Here is a 21,693-nt window from a genome sequence, read left to right on the forward strand (position 1 = left end):
CGTTTGCCGCGAGAGAGGTTAATTCGACTTCTTGAATTTACTCGGTATGGTATTTCTCATGGTGTTTTGATTTTTTATTTTATTAACTAATTGATTTGTAAATATTTTAATTTTCAGTTGATGATTGAGTGGGAGTCATCCCCGGTGTTAGCTGAATAAAACAAAACCCTCTGTATTTACAGAGGGTTTTTTATTTTAGACATCCCTTCAATCCCGTCGTCCCAGAAGGTTATCTGGCAGGGTGAGGTTTCCCTGTGAATTCCCCGTTTGCGGTTCCGGCAGATGTTCAGCTGGCCCATTTTTTGCCGCCGCCGTGCGGAGCGCGGAAAGTTTACCCGGCTGTACCGTGCCCGCCCCGCGCACCATCGCCAGCGCCAGTCCGGCAACGATCAGCGTTAACCCGGTGGACACCCACATTCCGCCGATAATGCCCAGCCGGTGGTTCAGCCATGCGTAGGCAAAGGGGGAGGCAGCCGCCATCAGTTGCCCGGGTATCAGCAGGATACCCGTGCGGCTGGCATAGCTTTCTGCGCTAAACAGCGCCAGCGGTAGCGTCGCTTTGACAATCGTCACCAGCCCATTAATCGCGCCATACCCCAGCACAAACCCGGCTGCGAACCCGGCATAAGCCGTGCTGCTCAATCCAAGGAGAAAACAGAGCGGCATGGCGAGCGCAGTAAAACGCGTCAGCGTGAGTGGGGTGACCCGGGGACCGGCCAGCACTTCCCCCAGCCGGGCGCCGGTCTGGCCGAATCCCCACAGCATACCGACGGCAACCGGCAGACCAAAGTGGCTGATAAACTCCGGCAGATGGGTGGAGGTGCCGTTAGAGATAAAGGTGATCAGCGCAATGAAGATCGCGTAACGCGCCCCGTTACGCCGGTCGCCCTTTGCTGTCGCTTGCGAGGCTGGTGATTTCGCCGGTGAACTGAGCCGCTGGCGAGGCAGTTGATAACTCAGCCATGCGCTCAGCAGGCCAAACAGCGCATAGATCCGCAGGGCATTCTGCCAGGGCATGATGGTTAATAACGCCTCGCCCAGCGGCCAGAAGAGGGCAGAGGCCAGACCGCCAGCGAGAGTGATATGAGAGATAGTTTTCCGCGCCTGCTGACCGTACAGATTCACCACTGCGGCGAACAGCGCATCATACAGCGAAAGCCGCATGCCGATGCCGGTCAGCAGCCAGGCGCCGTACCAGCCGGCCAGCGAAGGGCGCCAGGCCATCATGGCGCAGCTGGCGGCTATCAGTAAGGTTCCGCTGGTGACCACCAGCCTTCCGCCAAAGCGAGCCAGCAGCCTGGCAACGAACGGAGAAACAGCGGCCATCATCAGCATGGCGAGCGTCAGGCCGAGATAGATCTGCGGCAAGGACCATCCTTTGTCGGCGGCGATAGCCCCGGCAAAGGTGCCGGGCATATAAAAAGAGATCCCCCAATTGATCAGTTGCTGACCGCCCGTGGTGAAGGCGAGCCGTCGGGGAATAGCGCGTGTTTCCATGGTTTTCATTCCGTTAAGGCAGTTGTCCTGAGCATACCCGGCAGGCTATTGTTCTGGCAGAGCGGCCACCTTATGCGCGGTATAAGAGAAACTTTGTATGACAACACTGAACCTGGGAAACCTGGCGACCTTCCGGCTGGTCGTACAGCGCGGCAGCTTTTCTGCCGCCGCCGACGCGCTGGGGATCTCCCAACCTGCCGTTAGCCTGCAGGTGCGTCAGCTGGAGCAGTTTTTACAGACCCGTTTGCTGGAGCGTACCGGCCGCGGGATCAAGGCGACGGCGGCGGGAATGGCACTGCTGGCCCACAGCGAGCAGATCGATCGGGCGGTGAATAGCGCAATGCAGTCGGTCAGCGCATTCAGTCAGGAAGTTAATGGGGCGGTAACGCTGGGGACCGGCGCGACGGCCTGCATTCATCTTCTCCCGCCGCTGCTGCAGCATCTTCGTCAGCAGCATCCGCTGTTGACGGTGGGGGTGACCACCGGCAACACGCTGGATATCGTCCGGGCGGTGGAGGAAAATCGCCTCGATCTCGGGCTGGTTACCTTGCCCGTACAGGGGCGCAGTCTGGCGGTGACCTCAGTGGTTGACGAGGAGTTCGTGGTTATCCATGCCAGTCACGAGACGGGGACGCTGGCGGATTATACCCCTGCTGAACTGCTGGCGCTGCCGCTCATTGCCTTCGAAGCCGGCAGCGGCACCCGGGATCTGATTGACCGCTGGTTCCGCTCGGCGGGAGTGGCGGTCACGCCGGTGATGCAGTTGGGCAGCATCGAGGCGATTAAACGGATGGTGCGGGCAGGGCTGGGCTACAGCATCGTGCCCCGCATGGCGGTGGAGCAGGAGAAGGATCGCGACGGATTAAGCGTGCACTCGCTGGCGCCGCGGCTATATCGACAGCTGGCGGTAGTCATGCGTCAGGACAAAATTGTGACAAAAGGTATCGCGGAAATGCTGCGCCTGCTGGATGCCGTGCGCTGATAAATCGCCGACGGCAAAATTACCGCATCAAAGACAATACATCAGCAGCGAGCGACTCTGTCTGCGGAGTGTGGCGCTTCCAGTATTATAATCAAAGGATTACTCGCGAGCGGAGGGCTCGACGGTGAGTGAAGACTCCTGCGACGCTTTTTTATCCTGGTGATGGTACCAGGCGCCGATGGAGGAGTAGACAAAGCGTCCAAAGAAGAAGAGAAAGCTGATAAGCAGTACGATACGGGTCATGCGACGGTTAAATCGATGTCGTTTACGCATACTGGGTGCCTGACTCACAAAAGGTTCCTTGAAGTATACCCGAAGATGGGCGATGGGGGTATTAAGGCACAGGAACGAGGTGGGGTCAATTGATGCAGATGTAAAAGTGCCGCAGTGAAAACATTAATTAATGTTATATAAGATAATCATCGTATTTACATGCTCACTTTATTAGCAATAAAAAGGTAAAAAAATAAGTTTTATTAATGTTAGCGTCAGTATTTGTTGATTTATATCAACAGTCCCATTCTCTTGACCACTAAAATCAGCGAACATTACCGTATCGTTATTACTTATGCGGTCAGCATGGGGTGGTTGGATGCCTGCCTGAATATGCCTCGCAGGAGCAGAGGCTCTCTGTAGAGCACCTATGAATTTATTAAAATATTATCAACAATATCGCGACAAGTGGTGGGCTTTACCGCTTGTTCTGCCCTCGCTGTTATTACCCTTCGCCAGATGGGCGAATACCTACACCATGCTCAATGGCCACATGGTATTCCTTTATTATCTTCCTCTGGCATTAGTACTCAGCCTGATGATGTTTTTCGGTTGGGCGGCGATCCCGGGTATTATTATTGGCCTGCTGCTCACGCTGGCCCGAGGAATGACGCCCGAGCAGGCTATCGGCGTGTTGTTTCATTTTCTCATCCCCTGCGTGCTGTGCTGGGGCGGATATCGCATCTTTGTACCCCGGCGCCAGCAGGTCTCGCACGGTAACGTCAAACTGATGCCGCACCGTCTGTTCTGGCAGATGCTGCTTCCCTCGGTCATTTTTCTTATTCTGTCACAGATCGCTGAGTATCTGGGACTGCATCCACGTACGACGGAGATGACGGGGATTACGCCGTTTAGTTTACGGTCGTTAATCACCTTTCAGGCGTTGATGGTGGGGTGTCTGACGGGCGTGCCGCTGTGTTATTTTCTGCTGCGGATAATTCGGAATCCTTTTCATGTTCGCGGATTTATTTCTCAGGTTCGCTTACAAATTGATCCAAAAATAAAAACAATTGAAATCATTTGCTGGGCGGCGATATTAATCCTGCTGCTGGGGCTATTATTGATGCCGCTTAATGATACCAGCACCATATTTAGTACGAATTATACGTTATCATTACTTATGCCGGTCATGCTCTGGGGAGCCATGCGTTTTGGCTATCGTTTTATCTCGCTGATCTGGACGCCGGTACTGATTGCCGTGATCCATTTTCATTACCGTTACTTACCGGTTTATCCAAGCTATAACACCCAACTGGCGATCACCTCGTCAAGCTATCTGGTCTTCTCGTTTATTGTCGCCTACACGGCGATGCTGGCGACACAGCAGCGGCTGATCTACGCTCGCGTCCGGCAGATGGCTTTCCTCGACCCGGTCGTACATATGCCTAATCTGCGGGCGCTGAGTCGGGCGCTCAATGGCACGAGCTGGTCGACGCTCTGTTTTTTGCGCATTCCTGAGCTGGAACTGCTGGGCCGCCACTACGGCGTATTGTTACGCATTCAGTATAAGCAAATGCTGGCGAACCACCTGAGCGCGTTACTGCAGCCTAACGAAGCGGTGTATCACCTTGCCGGCCATGACTTGGTTTTTCGCCTCAACAGTGAAGGGCATCAGGCGCGTATTCATTTGATCGACCGCTCCCTGCGGCAGTTCCGTTTCTACTGGGACGGGGTTCCCCTCCAGCCGCGGATCGGCATGAGCTATTGCAACGTGCGCTCACCGGTCAAACATCTGTATTTGCTGCTTGGCGAACTAAACACGATTGCCGACATGTCGCTGGCCAGCGGCCATCCGGAGAATATGCAGCGCCGCGGCGCCGGCCATGTTCAACAGGATCTGAAAGATAAAGTGGTGATGATGAATCGCATCCTCAAGGCGCTGGAGCAAGACCACTTCGTCCTGATGGCGCAGCCTATCCAGGGCATCCGCGGCGATAACTACCATGAAGTGTTGCTGAGGATGGAAGGGGAGTCGGGCGAACTGACGGGGCCAAACGCGTTCCTGCCGGTGGCGCATGAGTTTGGCCTCTCCTCTCGTGTGGATCAGTGGGTCATCGAGCACACGCTAGCCTTTATGGATACCCACCGGCGGGCACTGCCCGGTCTGCGGCTGGCGATCAATCTCTCTCCGGTCACGTTGAGCCGCAGCCAGTTTCCTCAGGAAGTTGAAGCGCTGCTGCAGACGTACAACATTGAGCCATGGCAGATTATTTTCGAATTGACCGAGAACTATGCGCTCAGTAACCCTGAGCTGGTCTGTCAGACTTTAGAGCATCTGCGGGCGCTGGGCTGTCGGGTGGCGATCGATGATTTTGGTACCGGCTACGCCAGCTACGCCCGGTTAAAAACGATGAACGTCGACATTCTTAAAATCGACGGCAGCTTTATTCGCAATCTGCTTGCCAGCAGTCTCGATTACCAGGTGGTGGATTCTATTTGTCGTCTGGCGCGTATGAAGAACATGCAGGTGGTGGCTGAATATGTCGAGTCGCCGGAAATACGCCAGGCGGTCATCGCGCTGGGGATCGATTATTTGCAGGGCTACGATATCGGCGTACCGGTACCACTGGCGCAGCTGGCGGAAGGGATGACTGCCTGAAGCAGAAAAAAGCCGGGCGCGATGGCCCGGCATGGAGAATATTCAGGAGCGCCGATCAGGCGTCTGGCTCTTCTTCTGCAATCTTCAGCAGCCATTCCGGCACACCTTCCCAGTACTGCTGCTCTTTTTCCAGATCCAACAGCACCAGCGCATTCTGGCTAAACCAGTTATGCGGGAAGGTCAGCGTCCAGTGGTGAGCTTCCGTCTGCAGCCGCAGGGTCGGCGGCGTGGTGGTGGCCTGACGCTGGTTATTCAGCAGCACGCCCAGGCGCAGCAGCTGGATCAGCGGCAGAAACTGCTTTTTCCTGAACAGCGTAAAGCGCGGCAGGTCGTCGAGTTTTATCGCTTTGCGATGATAGCGCACCAGGGTGGCCATCAGCATCTGCTGCTCCTGGTTGAAGCCCGGCAGGTCGCTGTTCTGCAGAATGTAGGCGGAGTGGCGATGCATACCGCTATGGTTGATATTCAGCCCTACCTCATGGAGCATCACCGCCCACTTCAACAGCGCCGCAAGGTGCGGATTGGCCAGCTTGGGGTTCTGTTCCTGCCACTGTTCCAGCATATGGGTGGTGGTTTCCAGCACCCGGCGTGCCTGTTCGCGATCGATATTGTACTGATTCGCCAGACTCTGCGCTGTGCGGCTACGAATATCCTGGTGGCGGAAGCGGCCTTCCATTTCGTACAGCACGCCCTCACGCAGGGCGCCATCGGACAGACGAAGTTCTTTAATGGCTAGCGCGTCAAACACGCCGCACAGAATCGCCAGACCCGGCGCAAAGACCGCTTTACGATCTTCAGAGAGGCCTGGCAGACTGAGCGCGTCGAAGTTTTTATGCTTCAGCAGCTCACTGACCAGCATTTCGAGGCGTTCCGGCGTAATAAACCCGTCCTTCTCACCCATGGCCACCAGCACTTCCTGCGCAGCTTTAATGGTGCCGGAGGCGCCCAGCGCCACGGTCCAGCCCTGAATACGGAACTGCCAGGCCAGGGTTTCCAGTTTTTGTACCGCCGCAAGACGAGCACGCTGGAAATTTTCTTTATTGATTGTCCCGCCAGGGAAGTAGGCTTGCGAGAAGCTCACGCAGCCCATGCGACGGCTTTCCACCAGGCGGGGCTCAAAATCTTCACCGATGACCAGCTCGGTCGAACCGCCGCCGATATCAATCACCAGCTTACGACCGCGCTCCGGCTGCGTATGCTCAACGCCCATAAAAATCAGGCGCGCTTCTTCATTGCCGGAGATGATCTCGATCGGGTAGGGGATCACTTTTTCCGCGCGTTTAAGAAACTCTGCCGCGTTGGTCGCCTGACGCAGCGTATGCGTCCCGACGATGCAGACGCTGGAAGGGGAGAACCCTTGCAAACGTTCAGCAAACAGCGACAGGCAGTTCAGCCCGCGGGTCATCGCTTCTTCGCTCAACACCGAGTTTTCATCAAGGCCATCGGCCAGATGCACGCGCTGTTTCAGGCGTCCAATGATCTGCATGGCGCCATCGACGACACGGGCGATCACCATATGAAAACTGTTCGAACCAAGGTCGACCGCAGCAAATTCCTGCGGCCGAGGGGTTATTTCGTTTATTGGCATAGGTTAGTCGGGTTGTTCGAGTGATTTGAGATAATCGTAAATCGCCATCTGTGCACGCACTTTACGGCGATTGCCGCGCGGCACATAGCGATTACTCAGTTCTTTATCAAGATAGCGCGCTTTTACCGTATCGTTGAACAAGATATCAAAAATATCCAGCACTCGCTGTTTCAGACGCGGGTCGAGCAGCGGGGCGGCAACTTCAATACGGTAATCGATGTTACGCGTCATCCAGTCGGCAGAGGAGAGCCAGACCTGTTTATCGCCACCGTTTTCAAAACAGTAGACCCGGTCGTGCTCGAGGAAACGGTCAACGATGCTAATGACGCGGATATTCTCGCTGATGCCTTCCAGTCCAGGGATCAGCGAGCACATGCCGCGGATCAACAGATTGACCGGCACGCCGGAGCTGGAGGCGGCGTACAGTCTGTCCACCAGCCCTTTATCCACCAGGTTGTTCAGCTTCAGCGTAATCCCGGAGGGTTGCCCGTTCTGCGCATTGGCGATCTCGCGATCGATCATCTCATACAGCAGACGGCGCGAGTTCTGCGGCGACACCAGCAGGTAATCGAAGCTGACCGGGCGGTAGGGGTTTTCAATAAAGTTAAACACGCGGCGGACTTCATTGGTAATGCGCGCATCGGCGGTTAACAGCGAATAGTCGGTGTAGATCCGCGCGGTCTTCTCGTTAAAGTTACCGGTACCGATATGGGCGTAGCGCACCACCTCATCGCCTTCTTTACGCGAGATAAGGAACAGCTTGGCGTGGATCTTCAGACCCGGCGCGGAGAAGATCACGTGGACCCCCGCTTCCGTCAGGCGTTTCGCCCAGTGAATGTTAGCCTCTTCATCGAAGCGTGCCTGCAGCTCCACTACCACGGTGACTTTTTTACCGTTGTGGGCGGCGTGGATCATCGCGTCAATAATGCGCGAATCTTTGGCTACACGGTAGATGTTGATTTTGATCGCCAGTACGCTGGGGTCGAACGAGGCCTGACGCAGCAGCTCCAGCACATGCTCAAAAGTGTGATAGGGATAGTAGAGCAGGACGTCGCGTTCGCGGATGGCGTCGAAGCCGTTGCGGAATTTATCAAACCACAGATGACGCAGGCGCGGCATAGGCTTATTGACCAGATTGGCCTTACCCACATTCGGGAAGCCGATAAAGTCTTTAAAGTTGTGGTAGCGGCCGCCCGGCAGCATCGAGTCGTAGTTGGAGATGGAGAGCTTATCGCGCAGCATTTCGACCATCGCGTCCGGCATATCGCGCTGGTAGACGAAGCGAACCGGCTCGGCGGTCAGGCGCTGCTTGAGGCTGGAAGACATCAGCTCCATCAGACTCGACTCCATCTCGTGCACCAGATCGTACTCGGCGTCACGGGTCATTTTCATCGAGTAAGCGTTCAGCGCATCGTAATCAAAGAAGCCTTTAAAGATATCATCCAGGCAATAACGCAGGATGTTATCCAGCAGGATCATTGGCTTACGGCGGCGCGGCGCCTCCGGCGGCAGATTTACGAAGCGCGGCACTTTGTCTGACGGAATTTCCAGCAGGGCATAGTTGATGTTTTCCCCGCGGATAATCTCTACCGCCAGATAGGTGTAATCATCTTTCAGGAACTGCACGAGGTCCGTTTCGCGGTTAATCAGGATCGGCGAGATATGCTGACGCAAATACTGTTTGAAGTAGTTGCGCAGCCAGGCCTGCTGATTGACGGACAGCTGACGCTCGTTGATGAGGAAGATCTGGTTGCGCGCCATCTCCAGCAGCAGTTCGTTATACAGACTATCGAATTCCTGATCGGCCTTCAGAACGCGGGCCTGGATTTTGCCTAACAGGTGGCGAGAATGGGCGGTACTGCCTTGTTCTTCACTGATAATAATCCGGCGCTTAAGCTCAGCGAAGCGCACTTTGTAAAACTCATCAAGGTTGTTGGAGTAGATCCCTAAGAAGCGCATGCGCTCAATCAGCGGGTTACTTTTGTCCGCCGCTTCCTGCAGCACGCGTTCGTTAAAAGACAACCAGCTGAGTTCTTTTTCGATGTATAGCTTTTCCTGGCCCATTACAACTCACACTCCGGATCATTGATGTCGCTTGTTTCATTATGGCGAGCATTGCCATTGAATGTCCAACTATGTCAAAGCAATATGACAGTTTTCTTTCAATCGGATGTCGGGAAAAAGCGGACGCGTTTGTTTGCTTACGTTATGTTCAATCATGAGTAAATGGAGGACGAAACGATGTGGGAAACGCGGGCGCTGGAGCTCAATAATCAGGATATCTGGCACTGGCCGTCGGCTTGTCGCTTAATGGAATATGCCATAAAACATGGTTTTAATACCGTGGTGATCGGCCAGGCGGAGCTGTTCGGCAAGCTGGTATCGCCGCAGGGCTATACGCCGTTTGACTATAACGACCGTTTGTCGAGCCAGCAGCGAGCGCGCTGTATCTATCTCAACCGCCTGGCGCTGCGCTGTCGGGAGCTGGGACTGCGCTTTTATCTGCAGGCGAAAGAGCTCAGTTTCCCGACGGAGCTGTTGTTAGCGCATCCGGAACTGCTGGATAACCCGGGCGGTGTGCGTTTTGATGTGGATTTCTGGAGCCGTTGGTTGACCGACAAAGTCCGCGCCGTCTGTGAGGGTGTACCGGCGCTCACCGGTTTGATTATCGCCCTCTCCAGCACTGACGGCTTGTTGCCGATCTCCCGTCCGCAGTGGGAGAGACAGCGTCGCGAGGCGGACGAAGGCCGCCAGCCGGCGCAGAGCTTCGTGTTGTATCGCCGCTGTTTTGGCGCCTTGAGCCAGGCCGTCGCGGCGCAAAACAAGCATCTGGTAATACGCGTCTTCCCGGCAAGCAACGACGATCTCAGTACCGTGCTGGACGCTATTGAACCTCTGCCGCCGACGGTATCGGTATCGATTAAACTGACGCCGGAACGCTTCTGGCCAGCCTTTCCCAATAACCCGGCGCTGCTGGCGGTGCAGACGCGGGATGTGTGGGTCGATATCGATTTGGCCGGGGAGGAAGTTGGCTGGGGAGTCATGCCGTTTCTGCGTATCGATGAACTGCAGGGGCGACTGCTATGGTGCCAAAGCCGGAATCCGCGTATCACCGGCGCTATTTGTAAAGCCAGCTGGGAAAGTATTGATAACCACTGGATCCCCGATACCTTAAGCGAATGTAACCTGTTCGCCTGCAGCCAGCTGCTGGGAGACGGGATGGCGAAAAACCAGCAGCAGTTGCTCGACCAGTGGCTGGCGCAGCGCTACGGCTGGTGTCCGCCTGACGACGTGGCGCAGCAGTTCCGGCAGCTTCTCGAACTGGGGGCGCAAACGCTCTACCAGGCGATCTACGTGCGCGACCACGTCTTCCATCGCCACAGCCAGCTGCCGGAAAGCTACGGGCAGGCGGTATGGAGCCTGTACGGCCAGCTGGCGCGTAGCCACTGGCTGCCGGGGTCGGCGCAGGATATTCATTTCACCCGCGACGACCCGCAGAAGTCGATGAGCAATCTGACGCAAATCGCGCAGGAAAAGGATGAGGTGGCCAGCGGCGCGCAGCGCCTGGGTGAAGAGGCGTTGGCGTTTGCCCACACGGCGGAATTTCCTGCCGCGCTGGAGCGGCAGTGGCGTGAAGAGTGGCAGGGGCTGGCGCTCTATTGCCAGTTGTTTACCCATGCGCAAAAGGCCTTTTTTACGCTGCATTTCGCCCGCGAGGTGGAGAACAGCTGGAGCATGCGGGAGATCTGCCATATCAATGTGCAGGCGCTGTACCGTTGCGCGTCTGAGATGGAAATGCTCTGCCAGCAGATGAGCGACGCCTCGCCGGCGTTCTACGTCATGTTCGATCCCGGACGGGTGCGTAGCCTGGCGGATAGCCTGAGCACCGAACTGACGGCGCTCAGGTAACGCTGTTATAGCGTGCGATGCAGGGCCTCCACCAGGCACAGCATCGCCATCGCCTGGCCATAGGGCATGGCGGTGAGCGGGATGTGGCGATAGTGATCAAGGTCGTGGCCCATCGCGGTGCCGAACGACACCTGCAACAGTTCACCCTGTGGTGAAATATGGTCGATAATTCCCTGGCAGGCGCGCTCGGCCATCGGTAGATAATGCGCATTCAGATAGCCGAGGCGTATCGCTTTGAAGATGCCGGCGGCAAACCCGGCGGTCGCCGAGGCTTCCAGATAGCTGTCGGGGTCATTGAGCAGCGTTGGCCACAAACCGTTCTCACTCTGGCAGCGGGCAAGCGCGGCGACCTGTATCTGCAGGGTATTTTGCAATTGCCGGTAAACAGCATCATGCTCGTCGAGATCGAGCATCTCCAGCAGCTCCGGGATCGCCAGGGTTATCCAGCTGTTGCCTCGGGCCCACAGGGCGCCGGCGAAGTGGTGTCGGCCGGCGAAATGCCAGCCGTGATACCACAGGCCGCTCTGGCGGTCGCTGAGATAGTGCAGATGCTGTAAAAACTGGTATATGGCCTCTTCTACCCAGCGCCGTTTATCAAACATTTTGCCCAGTATGGCCAGAGGCAATACCGCCATCATCAGCGTATCGTCCCAGATTTGTTGCTGATGCGCGCTCTCGTAGGTGACATGCTGCAGACAGCCTTCATCGGTGCGCGGCATCTGGCGATAGATGGCTTCGCCCCAGCGGTCGAGGTAGGCGCGCCAGTCGCTGCGCGGCTCCTGCTGGTAGCGCAGCGCCAGCGTTAAGAACGGACAAGCCGTATTGATGTTTTTCTCCGGCGTTCCCTCGGCGAAGCGGGCGCTGAACCAGTCGTCAATCAGCTGACGGGCGCGGGGGGAACCGGTCAACTGCTGATAGCGAAACAGTCCAAACAGACCGATGCCGTGCGTCCATTCCCAGCCCTCCCAGCCTTTCGTATCGATGACCCGGCCATCGGCCAGCCGCTGCAGATACTGGCCGCTATTATCGTGAATAGCGGTTAGGTTATCGATCAGCGTTTCAATACGCTGAAGGAGTTCAGGACGGTTGCTTTTCTGCGACATAATCACTCCCTTGCGGTAAGACGGCGTGTTGCCAGCGGGCATTGCGGTGCGGATGACCGGTTAGCAGTTCAATAGTTTCTCGCGTCTGCGGGCTGGCATCCTGCGGATGACCGCCAGCGCGCAGACGCTCCAGCTCGTTAATCAGAATTTGATGGCGTGGCTGGCTTAAGCGGAAACGAAATGCGCCATACATGGCCAGGATCGCCAGCAGGCCGGGGCCCACCAGGAAAACCCACCAGATGCCGTTAAGGGCGGCGGCGTTCTGCGCTTCAGCGCCCTTGGTGAAGCCAAACGCCTCCAGCGCCAGTCCGACGATAAACAGCGCCAGCGCCTGGGAGAACTTGCGCGTCAGCATCATCACGCCGGCGTAAATTCCCTCGCGGCGCACGCCGGTATAGGCCTCATCGACATCCGGCAGAAAGTTATAGACGTTCCACGGAATGAGATAGGTTCCCCCGCGGGCGATGCCCATTACCACCGCACCGCCGAGCAGCAGCCAGGAGAGATGGCTAAAACCTGCGCTAAGCTGGCTGAACCACAGCAAGGCGCAGAGGATCAGTGCGATGGCCAGCTTATAGGCATTACCGTTGCCAACGCGTATGCACAGCCAGGTGAAGAACGGGATGGCGAAGAACTGAAACAGCGTCATCAGGCTCATCGCCTGCGATGCCAGGGAGGTGCCGACGCGCAATACATAGGTCATATAATGCATAAACAGCGAGCCGAAAATATCCAGCGCCACCGCGCCGCCGACGTACATCATGATATGAATGCGGAAGGTGCGCAGATGAAACGTTGAAGCCATCTCCCGGTATAACGACCCCAGGGTTTTAAGCAACCCCTGGCGGGCCTGTGGTGGTGGAAGAACGTCGCGCTCCCAGGTGCCGCGCCAGACAAAAATCCACGGCAGGGCGAAGAGCAGGGCAAAGACGATGCCGATATAGAGAAATGCCTGAGATTGGTCGGCGACGTGAGCCATGATTTGCCCGGGGATCAGCGCGGCGAGAAAAGCCGTCGCTTGCGCGAACAGCATCCTCGCGCCCGACATTTTCGAGCGCAGATCGTAGCGCGAGGTCATTTCTGCCGGCAGCGTATCGTAAGGCACCATCAGTAGCGTAAACACGGTGCTGAACAGTAAATAAGTGCCGAGGTACCAGGCGTAACCGAAGCCGCTCACCCACATCAGGGCGAAACAGAGCGACAGCGGCGCGCCGAGAATAAAGAAAATCCGCCGGCGTCCCCAGCGGGTACGAATGTTGTCGGTGATGTAGCCCATCACCGGGTCGGTGATCCCATCCCAGATTTTGGCGATGGCGAAAATGGAGGCGGCAGCAGCAGGGGAGAGCCCGGCGACCTCGATATAGAAGTAGAGCAGCCACAGACCGGTAATGGTCATCGCGCCGCTACCGAAAATATCACCCATCCCCCAGCAGAGGATATTGCGGGTTTTGACTTCTCGCGTTGGGGTTACTGTCCTCGTCATAAGCGTATCTCTTTAGTAAGGAAAGCGAGGTTGCACAGTAAAAGAGGGGGCGGGGGGCGAAAATGCCGGATGCGGGGATTTCGCGCCGTTCTGCGAGCAGCCTGCCAAATGACGATGAAATGAAATAAATCCCGTGATATGGCTCACGGCTGACGCGATGGCCGCGGGCTGGAACTGTGCGGAGAGTACGCTTTTCGCGGTTGGCCGCGCAGGATTTGTGTTATCCATCACAATTTATCCCGGACGGACCTGGTGAATGTGAAATGCAGCGCAGATATTGCCCCGCGGGCGGTTTCTCCCCTACGCTGGCCGTGCAAGAGATGGTGTGATAGCTGCCTGTTTGATTTTTCAGGATACGCTATGAATATTCATCTTTCGCAGCGCCATCCCCACGCGGATGGCGTCACTCCCGATACCGCACTCTTTCAACAGGCGCTGGACGAACTGGCGGAAGCCGGAGGCGGTACGCTGGTGGTCGATCACGGCAGGTACGCGCTCGGCGGCTTGCGGATAGGGTCAAATACCTGCCTGTGGCTGTCGCCGGGCGCCGAGCTGATCGTCAGCGAAAACGGCGATGATTTTACTCAGGCGGTCGCGCTGAGCCAGGCTGAGTGCTCCCACCGGGCCTTTCTTTATGCTCTTGATGCGCAAAATGTGAGTATCTGTGGCGGCGGTGAAATCTACGGTAGCGCCGACGGATGGTTTTCCCGGGATGTCGATGCCATGGGGTACCGCCAGCCCGTCGAACGGCGGCCGCGCATCATTTTGCTGGAGAACTGCCGCGGCGTGCGGCTGGAAAATATTACCGTGCGTCATGCGCCGATGTGGACCATACATCTGGCCTCGTGTATCGGTGTCACGATTAACGGGATTACCGTGGATAACGATTTGACGATGGCCAATACCGACGCGCTGGATATCGACAGCTGCCAGCAGGTGCATATCGCCAATAGCTATTTCAGCGCCGCCGACGACGCTATCTGTCTGAAAACCACGGCCAAGCCTGCGCATATTCAGCGTCCGCTGCGTCAGGTTACGATCGTGAACTGTACGCTGCGGTCGAAAAGCTGCGCCTTAAAAATCGGTACGGAAACCTGGCAGGATATTGAAGATGTGCTGGTCAGCAACTGCACCATCTTTGATTCCAATCGCGGGATCGGCTTGATATCTCGCGACGGCGGCCAGCTGCGGCGGATGATCTTCAGCAACATTGCGTTTGCTTGCGTGAGCGCGCCAGCCTGTCACTGGGGGGAGGCGGATCCAGTTTTTCTTTCCGTACGCCATCGCGATCCGGCTATTGCCCCCGGCGCCATCACTCGGATCCAGTTTCGCGGTCTGGTCGGGGAGTGTGAAGGGGCGATTAATTTGCATAGTGAACCAGCAGGCCTGATCCAGCGCATTCTTTTTGACGGCATCCAGCTCCACCAGATGCTGAACTCACAGGCGGAGCAGGGGCTTTACGATGTGCGTCCGCCGTGTAACCCGCAGTCTCCGACCGGTATGGGCATGGATAATGCCTGGTGTCTGAATCCGCACAGCGGCCGTGCCTGGGGGGTTGAGCCTTACCCGGGAGGGTTACCGGTGCTGTATGCCAACGGCGTGACTGACCTGACGCTACGTGAGTTTGATTACCAGCGGCCAACGCCATTGCCTGCGAGGTGGAACCACAACGCACTATGCCTGGAAAACACAGATAAATAACCGGGGAGAAGTGAGAAAGTAGCCCCGGCAATGACCGGGGCGAGACGTGCTTATTCTTCAGCGGCATAGCCCTGGGGCGGAAGTTGTCGTTCATCCAGCCAGGCGTGGTTGCCTGCCATGTGCAGACGCCCATCGACGAACCAGCTGATGACCAGCGGATAAATGGCATGTTCCTGGGCCTGAACCCGCGCCGTCACCTCATCTTCGCTGTCGCCAGCGAAGACCGGCACCTTGGCTTGCAGGATAACCGGACCGCCGTCCAGCTCATCAGTGACGAAGTGCACCGAGGTCCCATGTTCCTCATCACCGTTTTCCAGCACCTGACGATGAGTATGCAGGCCAGGATACTTCGGCAGTAACGAAGGATGGATGTTCAGCAGACGTCCCTGATAATGGCTGACGAACGCCGGGCTCAGGATACGCATATAGCCCGCCAGCACTACCAAATCCGGGGCGTAGGCGTCGATTTCATGCATCAGCTGACGATCGAATGCTTCCCGGTCAGCAAACTGACTTTGCGCCAGCGCGTGGGCCGGGATGCCGGCCGCGCGCGCGCGTTCAAGGCCAAACGCATCAGCCTTGTTACTGAATACCGCCCGCAGGGTGCCGTTTATCTGTTTCCGGCCGCAGGCGTCGATGATCGCCTGCAAATTGCTGCCGCTACCGGAAATCAGCACCACGATGTTTTTCATGCAATGACCACACGCTGTTCGGAATCGGAAGCTTTGATATACCCGATTTTCCACGCGTTTTCACCTTTCTCGTTCAGCAGGGCAATGGCCTTGTCTGCTTCTGCAGCCGGTAGGGCGATAACCATCCCCACGCCGCAGTTAAAGGTACGGTACATTTCATGCTGGCTGACGTTACCGGCGGTTTGCAGCCAGTTGAAGACGGACGGCCACTGCCAGGAGGACTCATCAATGATCGCCAGGGTGTTATCCGGCAGCACGCGCGGAATATTTTCCCAGAAACCGCCGCCGGTCAGGTGGGCGATAGCGTGGACGTCAACGCTGGCGATCAGATCGAGCACCGATTTCACATAGATGCGGGTTGGCGCCAGCAGATGGTCCGCCAGCGGTTTGCCGTCAAGGTCGGTGGTCTGCGGGTCAACGCCGCTAACCTCAATGATCTTACGCACCAGTGAATAGCCGTTAGAGTGCGGGCCGCTGGACGCCAGCGCCACCAGCACGTCGCCGTCGGCCACTTTGCTGCCGTCGATGATTTCTGATTTTTCCACCACCCCGACGCAGAAACCCGCTACGTCGTAATCTTCACCGTGATACATCCCCGGCATTTCTGCGGTTTCACCGCCCACCAGCGCGCAACCGGACTGCAGGCAGCCTTCGGCGATGCCGTTAATGACGCTGGCCGCGGTATCGACGTCCAGTTTACCGGTCGCGTAATAATCCAGGAAAAACAGCGGCTCAGCACCCTGAACCACCAGGTCGTTCACGCACATGGCGACCAGGTCGATGCCGATGGTGTCGTGACGCTTCAGATCCATTGCCAGACGCAGCTTGGTACCGACGCCGTCGGTGCCGGAGACCAGTACCGGCTCGCGGTATTTCTGCGGCAGTGCGCACAGCGCGCCGAATCCGCCCAGTCCCCCCATCACTTCCGGGCGACGGGTTTTCTTCACCACGCCCTTAATACGGTCGACGAGAGCGTTGCCTGCATCAATATCCACGCCGGCATCTTTATAGCTGAGAGAGGTTTTGTCGGTCACTGCGAAGTCTCCACGCGTTTGCGGTAAGCAAGAAAAATCGGCGCAATTCTAACAGGGAAAGCAAACGTTTGCGAGCCTGCTTTACAGTCGGCGTGAAACAGCGGATAGATGGTCAAATTTGATACTGCTCACGAAAATGAAACCGGGTACAGTCTTGTGCTTGCCTCAGCCTTAAGGAATCCTCATCATAATACTGAAACCGGTTTCTGTGTTGGTTTGCCACGCATTTTGCCAGTGATTGACGCTGGTCAGGAGAGGGATGAATGAAAATTGCGGCATTTGATATCGGTGGCACCGCATTAAAGATGGGCGTGATGACCCGCGATGGCAGGCTACTGGAAAGCGCGAAGCAGTCGATCAATGACAGCGATGGCGATCATATCTTACAGGCAATGCTGTCATGGCTGGCGGCCCACCCGTCGTGTGAAGGGGTAGCCATCAGCGCGCCAGGCTATGTTGATCCGCACAGCGGCTTTATCACCATGGGCGGCGCTATTCGTCGATTTGATAACTTCGCCATGAAAGCATGGCTTGAAGCCCGGACCGGACTGCCGGTCTCAGTTGAAAATGATGCCAACTGTGTGCTGCTGGCCGAGCGCTGGCAGGGCAAAGCGGCGGAAATGGCCAATTTTCTGGTACTCACCATTGGCACCGGCATTGGTGGCGCGATTTATTGCCATCATCAGTTGGTTCACGGGGCGCGTTTTCGCGCCGGTGAGTTCGGATACATGCTCACCGATCGTCCCGGCGGACGCGATCCTCGTCGCTATTCGATGAATGAGAACTGCACCCTCAGAGTGCTGCGCCATCGCTATGCGGAACATATCGCTGCGCCGCTGGAGAGCGTGACAGGCGAAATGATTTTTGACCGCTATGACGCCGGCGACCCGGTTTGCCAGCGTCTGGTCGCCGAGTTCTTCAATGGCCTGGGCCATGGCCTTTATAACCTCGTTAATATCTTCGATCCGCAGACCATTTTTATCGGCGGCGGCATTGTGGAACGTCGCGGATTTCTGGCGCTGCTGCGCCAGCATCTGGCCTGGTTTGGCATTGCCGACTATCTCGATACCGTCAGTCACGGCAACGATGCCGGCCTGATTGGCGCGGTTTACCATTTCAATCAGCACTATCGTTCGCCTGGCGACGATCGACATTAGGGAGAGACTATGTCCGGATTTAAAGCAGATTTTCTGTGGGGCGGCGCGGTCGCCGCGCATCAGTTAGAGGGCGGCTGGCAGGAGGGCGGCAAGGGGATCAGCGTGGCGGATGTGATGACTGCCGGCGCCCACGGCGTGCCGCGTGAAATTACCGACGGCGTGGTGGCGGGGAAAAACTACCCGAACCATGAGGCGATCGATTTTTATCATCGTTATCCGGAGGACCTGGCGCTGTTTGCCGAGATGGGCTTCAAATGTTTTCGCACCTCGATTGCCTGGACGCGTATTTTCCCGCAGGGCGATGAGCTGGAGCCCAACGAGGCTGGCCTGCAGTTTTATGATGATCTGTTCGACGAATGCCTGAAGCACGGCATTGAGCCCGTGATTACGCTGTCGCATTTTGAAATGCCTTATCACCTGGTCACCGAGTATGGCGGCTGGCGCAACCGGAAGCTGATCGACTTTTTCGTGCGCTTTGCCAGGGTCGTCTTCACCCGCTATCAACATAAAGTGAAGTACTGGATGACCTTTAACGAGATCAACAACCAGGCCAACTTCCATGAGGACTTTGCCCCCTTCACCAACTCCGGTTTGAAATATTTGCCGGATGAAGACCGGGAACCGGTGATGTACCAGGCCGCGCACTATGAGCTGGTGGCCAGCGCCCTGGCGGTGAAAGCGGCGCGCGAGATCAACCCTGCACTGCAGATTGGCTGCATGATCGCTATGTGTCCGATCTATCCGCTGACCTGCGCCCCGGACGATATGATGATGGCGATGAACGCCATGCACCGCCGTTACTGGTTTACCGACGTTCACGTGCGCGGCCGCTATCCGCAGCATCTGCTCAACTATTTTGCCCGCCGCGGCTTTACCCTGGATATCACCGAAGCCGATCGCCTGGCGTTAACCGAGGGCTGTGTCGACTACATTGGCTTTAGCTACTATATGTCGTTCGCTACCAAAGCCACCGAAGACAACCCCTTGCTCGACTATGATGAAACCACCAGCCTGGTCTCCAACCCGTACGTCAAAAAGTCGGACTGGGGCTGGCAGATTGACCCGGTTGGCCTGCGCTATTCGCTGAACTGGTTCTGGGATCACTACCAGTTGCCGCTGTTTATTGTCGAAAATGGTTTTGGCGCGATCGATGTCCGTGAAGCGGACGGCAGCGTCAATGACCAGTATCGTATCGATTATCTCTCCGCCCATATCGCGGAGATGAAAAAGGCGGTGGTCGAGGATGGCGTTGATCTGATGGGCTACACCCCGTGGGGCTGTATCGATCTGGTTTCCGCCGGCACAGGGGAAATGAAAAAACGCTACGGCTTCATTTATGTCGATAAAGATAATGAAGGCAATGGCTCGCTGGCTCGCAGCCGGAAAAAGTCCTTTGCCTGGTATCAACAGGTGATTGCCAGCAACGGGGAGAACCTGTCGTAGTCGGGTGGCGCTAACGCTTAACCGACCTACAATACACGTAGGCCCGCGTAAGCGTATGGACTGCACCCCGCACCCAAGCCGGAGCCTTGCCTCCGGTTTTTTTGTCTCTAAATCACTTTGCTTGATATACGTCAAGCAAGATGGGTATGGCACAATCCGCAAAAAGCGGTATAATCCCGCGATTTTTTTTGTGGCCGCCCCTCAGAGGAGAAAGAGAATGAAGATTGTGGAAGTCAAACACCCACTCGTCAAACACAAGCTGGGCCTGATGCGCGAGCACGACATCAGCACCAAACGCTTCCGTGAACTCGCCTCAGAAGTGGGCAGCTTACTGACTTATGAAGCCACCGCCGATCTGGCGACCGAGAAAGTGACCATCGAAGGCTGGAATGGCCCGGTGGAAGTTGAGCAGATCAAGGGCAAGAAAATTACCGTTGTGCCTATCCTCCGCGCAGGCCTTGGCATGATGGAAGGGGTACTGGAGCATGTCCCCAGCGCGCGTATCAGCGTGGTGGGTATCTATCGTAATGAAGAGACTCTCGAGCCGGTACCTTACTTCCAGAAGCTGGTGTCCAACATTGATGAGCGTATGGCGCTGGTGGTTGACCCGATGCTGGCCACCGGTGGGTCGATGATCGCCACTATCGATCTGCTGAAAAACGCCGGCTGCACCAGCATCAAGGTGCTGGTACTGGTGGCGGCGCCGGAAGGGATTGCCGCGCTGGAGAAAGCGCACCCGGACGTTGAGCTGTACACCGCCTCTGTCGATAAGGGACTGAATGAACACGGGTATATCATTCCCGGTCTCGGCGATGCCGGCGACAAGATCTTTGGTACGAAATAATCGAATAACGATAAATAAGCCGACTTTGAAAGTCGGCTTTTTTTTGAATAAAACACACATAACTAACCATCTCAGAGGAAAACACTATGACGCGCCGTGCTATCGGGGTGAGTGAAAGACCGCCGCTTTTACAGACTATCCCGCTTAGTTTGCAGCACCTGTTTGCTATGTTTGGCGCAACGGTGCTGGTGCCAATCCTGTTCCACATCAACCCGGCCACCGTCCTGCTGTTTAACGGTATTGGTACGCTGTTGTACCTCTTTATCTGTAAAGGCAAAATCCCGGCGTATCTGGGATCGAGTTTCGCCTTTATTTCTCCAGTACTGCTGCTGTTGCCGCTGGGCTACGAAGTGGCGCTGGGTGGTTTTATTATGTGCGGCGTGCTGTTCTGCCTCGTCTCCTTTATTGTCAAAAAAGCCGGTACCGGCTGGCTGGATGTGATGTTCCCGCCGGCGGCGATGGGCGCCATCGTGGCGGTTATCGGCCTCGAACTGGCGGGTGTGGCGGCTAATATGGCCGGGCTGCTGCCAGCCGACGGTCAAGCCCCCGACAGCAAAACCATTATTATTTCGATGGTAACGCTGGCGGTGACGGTATTTGGTTCTGTGCTGTTCCGCGGCTTCCTGGCGATTATTCCAATCCTGATTGGTGTGCTGGTGGGCTATGCGTTGTCGTTTGTGATGGGCGTGGTCGATACCACCCCGATCGCCGAGGCGCACTGGTTCGCGCTGCCGACCTTCTACACGCCGCGCTTTGAGTGGTTTGCTATCTTCACCATTCTGCCCGCCGCGCTGGTGGTGATTGCTGAGCACGTCGGGCACCTGGTGGTGACCGCCAATATCGTTAAGCGCGATCTGATCCGCGACCCGGGTCTGCATCGTTCGATGTTTGCCAACGGCCTGTCGACGATCATCTCCGGCTTCTTCGGTTCGACGCCCAACACCACCTACGGTGAAAATATCGGCGTGATGGCGATTACCCGGGTTTACAGTACCTGGGTTATTGGCGGCGCGGCGATCATTGCGATTCTGCTCTCCTGCGTCGGCAAACTGGCGGCGGCTATCCAAATCATTCCGGTACCGGTGATGGGGGGCGTTTCGCTACTGCTGTACGGGGTGATCGGCGCCTCGGGGATCCGCGTACTGATTGAATCGAAGGTGGATTACAGTAAAGCGCAGAATCTGATCCTCACCTCCGTGATCCTGATCATCGGCGTCAGCGGCGCTAAAGTACACATTGGCGCCGCCGAGCTGAAAGGGATGGCGCTGGCGACCATCGTGGGCATCGCGCTGAGCCTGATTTTCAAGCTTATCAGCGTCCTGCGTCCGGAAGAGGTGGTCCTCGACGCGGCGGATAGCGAAGAGGTTAAATAACGATCTCCTGACCGG

At 56.5% G+C, this 21,693-nt stretch carries 15 protein-coding genes and 1 pseudogene; 8 read left to right on the top strand and 8 right to left on the bottom strand.

Annotation, left to right across the window (positions count from 1 at the left end):
• Nucleotides 1-207: 207 nt before the first annotated feature.
• Nucleotides 208-1,497 (bottom strand): MFS transporter, encoded by a 1,290-nt coding sequence (locus tag AC3EMD_RS06505; protein WP_302073991.1) that lies wholly within the window; start codon nucleotides 1,495-1,497, stop codon nucleotides 208-210.
• 72 nt (nucleotides 1,498-1,569) lie between these two features.
• On the opposite strand from AC3EMD_RS06505, the pseudogene AC3EMD_RS06510 reads away from it, so the two are divergent.
• Nucleotides 1,570-2,479: pseudogene (locus tag AC3EMD_RS06510) on the top strand (LysR family transcriptional regulator).
• 99 nt (nucleotides 2,480-2,578) lie between these two features.
• Here AC3EMD_RS06510 and AC3EMD_RS06515 read toward each other — a convergent pair.
• Nucleotides 2,579-2,752 carry a YfgG family protein gene (locus tag AC3EMD_RS06515; RefSeq protein ID WP_012967451.1) on the bottom strand — a complete coding sequence of 58 codons (174 nt, stop codon included), beginning with the start codon at nucleotides 2,750-2,752 and terminating at the stop codon, nucleotides 2,579-2,581.
• Nucleotides 2,753-3,122: 370 nt separating this feature from the next.
• Here AC3EMD_RS06515 and AC3EMD_RS06520 point away from each other — a divergent pair, with 370 nt between their 5' ends.
• A complete protein-coding gene (locus AC3EMD_RS06520; RefSeq protein ID WP_008803822.1) occupies nucleotides 3,123-5,351 on the top strand; it encodes a sensor domain-containing phosphodiesterase in 2,229 nt (742 codons plus the stop codon).
• A 55-nt stretch (nucleotides 5,352-5,406) separates the two neighbouring features.
• Here AC3EMD_RS06520 and ppx read toward each other — a convergent pair whose 3' ends face one another.
• The gene (gene ppx / locus AC3EMD_RS06525; protein ID WP_008803823.1) at nucleotides 5,407-6,939 is read right to left on the bottom strand and encodes an exopolyphosphatase; all 1,533 of its coding nucleotides are present in this window, start codon (nucleotides 6,937-6,939) and stop codon (nucleotides 5,407-5,409) included.
• Between the two features lie 3 nt (nucleotides 6,940-6,942).
• Nucleotides 6,943-9,003, bottom strand: coding sequence for a polyphosphate kinase 1 (ppk1, locus tag AC3EMD_RS06530; protein WP_002913838.1), 2,061 nt, complete (start codon nucleotides 9,001-9,003; stop codon nucleotides 6,943-6,945).
• A 177-nt stretch (nucleotides 9,004-9,180) separates the two neighbouring features.
• Between ppk1 and AC3EMD_RS06535 the strand changes: the two genes are divergently transcribed.
• Nucleotides 9,181-10,848: a hypothetical protein gene (locus AC3EMD_RS06535; RefSeq protein WP_012540900.1), complete on the top strand. Its 1,668-nt coding sequence runs from the start codon at nucleotides 9,181-9,183 to the stop codon at nucleotides 10,846-10,848.
• A gap of 5 nt (nucleotides 10,849-10,853) precedes the next feature.
• On the opposite strand, the gene bglB is transcribed toward AC3EMD_RS06535, so the two are convergent.
• Nucleotides 10,854-11,951 (bottom strand): beta-galactosidase BglB, encoded by a 1,098-nt coding sequence (gene bglB / locus AC3EMD_RS06540; RefSeq protein ID WP_060619793.1) that lies wholly within the window; start codon nucleotides 11,949-11,951, stop codon nucleotides 10,854-10,856.
• The gene (locus AC3EMD_RS06545; RefSeq protein ID WP_488516912.1) at nucleotides 11,926-13,434 is read right to left on the bottom strand and encodes an MFS transporter; all 1,509 of its coding nucleotides are present in this window, start codon (nucleotides 13,432-13,434) and stop codon (nucleotides 11,926-11,928) included. Before AC3EMD_RS06545 ends, bglB begins: the two co-directional genes overlap by 26 nt.
• Before the next feature lie 360 nt (nucleotides 13,435-13,794).
• Here AC3EMD_RS06545 and AC3EMD_RS06550 point away from each other — a divergent pair, with 360 nt between their 5' ends.
• A complete protein-coding gene (locus AC3EMD_RS06550) occupies nucleotides 13,795-15,135 on the top strand; it encodes a glycoside hydrolase family 28 protein (RefSeq protein WP_302073992.1) in 1,341 nt (446 codons plus the stop codon).
• A 50-nt stretch (nucleotides 15,136-15,185) separates the two neighbouring features.
• Here the strand turns inward: AC3EMD_RS06550 and purN are convergent, their stop codons facing one another.
• Nucleotides 15,186-15,827, bottom strand: coding sequence for a phosphoribosylglycinamide formyltransferase (gene purN, locus AC3EMD_RS06555; protein WP_008803824.1), 642 nt, complete (start codon nucleotides 15,825-15,827; stop codon nucleotides 15,186-15,188).
• A complete protein-coding gene (purM, locus tag AC3EMD_RS06560) occupies nucleotides 15,824-16,861 on the bottom strand; it encodes a phosphoribosylformylglycinamidine cyclo-ligase (protein WP_302073993.1) in 1,038 nt (345 codons plus the stop codon). The genes purN and purM overlap by 4 nt, the downstream gene beginning before the upstream one ends.
• Before the next feature lie 263 nt (nucleotides 16,862-17,124).
• Between purM and bglK the strand changes: the two genes are divergently transcribed.
• From bglK to uraA, 4 genes are all read left to right on the top strand, one after another.
• Complete coding sequence (gene bglK / locus AC3EMD_RS06565; RefSeq protein WP_023323093.1) at nucleotides 17,125-18,018, top strand: beta-glucoside kinase BglK; 894 nt, start codon at nucleotides 17,125-17,127, stop codon at nucleotides 18,016-18,018.
• 9 nt (nucleotides 18,019-18,027) lie between these two features.
• Nucleotides 18,028-19,461: a 6-phospho-beta-glucosidase gene (locus AC3EMD_RS06570; protein ID WP_032755110.1), complete on the top strand. Its 1,434-nt coding sequence runs from the start codon at nucleotides 18,028-18,030 to the stop codon at nucleotides 19,459-19,461.
• A 217-nt stretch (nucleotides 19,462-19,678) separates the two neighbouring features.
• Nucleotides 19,679-20,305 carry a uracil phosphoribosyltransferase gene (gene upp / locus AC3EMD_RS06575; RefSeq protein WP_004201927.1) on the top strand — a complete coding sequence of 209 codons (627 nt, stop codon included), beginning with the start codon at nucleotides 19,679-19,681 and terminating at the stop codon, nucleotides 20,303-20,305.
• An 86-nt stretch (nucleotides 20,306-20,391) separates the two neighbouring features.
• Nucleotides 20,392-21,678: a uracil permease gene (uraA, locus tag AC3EMD_RS06580; protein ID WP_012540908.1), complete on the top strand. Its 1,287-nt coding sequence runs from the start codon at nucleotides 20,392-20,394 to the stop codon at nucleotides 21,676-21,678.
• Nucleotides 21,679-21,693 lie beyond the last annotated feature (15 nt).

Source organism: Klebsiella sp. PK18, assembly GCF_057784655.1.

Coding starts and splice junctions, on each gene's coding strand:
- bglK (WP_023323093.1), top strand. CDS start 17,125: ATGAAAATTGCGGCATTTGATATCGGTGGCACCGCATTAAAGATGGGC.
- AC3EMD_RS06545 (WP_488516912.1), bottom strand. CDS start 13,434: ATGACGAGGACAGTAACCCCAACGCGAGAAGTCAAAACCCGCAATATC.
- ppk1 (WP_002913838.1), bottom strand. CDS start 9,003: ATGGGCCAGGAAAAGCTATACATCGAAAAAGAACTCAGCTGGTTGTCT.
- bglB (WP_060619793.1), bottom strand. CDS start 11,951: ATGTCGCAGAAAAGCAACCGTCCTGAACTCCTTCAGCGTATTGAAACG.
- ppx (WP_008803823.1), bottom strand. CDS start 6,939: ATGCCAATAAACGAAATAACCCCTCGGCCGCAGGAATTTGCTGCGGTC.
- AC3EMD_RS06535 (WP_012540900.1), top strand. CDS start 9,181: ATGTGGGAAACGCGGGCGCTGGAGCTCAATAATCAGGATATCTGGCAC.
- AC3EMD_RS06570 (WP_032755110.1), top strand. CDS start 18,028: ATGTCCGGATTTAAAGCAGATTTTCTGTGGGGCGGCGCGGTCGCCGCG.
- AC3EMD_RS06515 (WP_012967451.1), bottom strand. CDS start 2,752: ATGCGTAAACGACATCGATTTAACCGTCGCATGACCCGTATCGTACTG.
- AC3EMD_RS06520 (WP_008803822.1), top strand. CDS start 3,123: ATGAATTTATTAAAATATTATCAACAATATCGCGACAAGTGGTGGGCT.
- AC3EMD_RS06550 (WP_302073992.1), top strand. CDS start 13,795: ATGAATATTCATCTTTCGCAGCGCCATCCCCACGCGGATGGCGTCACT.
- AC3EMD_RS06505 (WP_302073991.1), bottom strand. CDS start 1,497: ATGGAAACACGCGCTATTCCCCGACGGCTCGCCTTCACCACGGGCGGT.
- uraA (WP_012540908.1), top strand. CDS start 20,392: ATGACGCGCCGTGCTATCGGGGTGAGTGAAAGACCGCCGCTTTTACAG.
- upp (WP_004201927.1), top strand. CDS start 19,679: ATGAAGATTGTGGAAGTCAAACACCCACTCGTCAAACACAAGCTGGGC.
- purN (WP_008803824.1), bottom strand. CDS start 15,827: ATGAAAAACATCGTGGTGCTGATTTCCGGTAGCGGCAGCAATTTGCAG.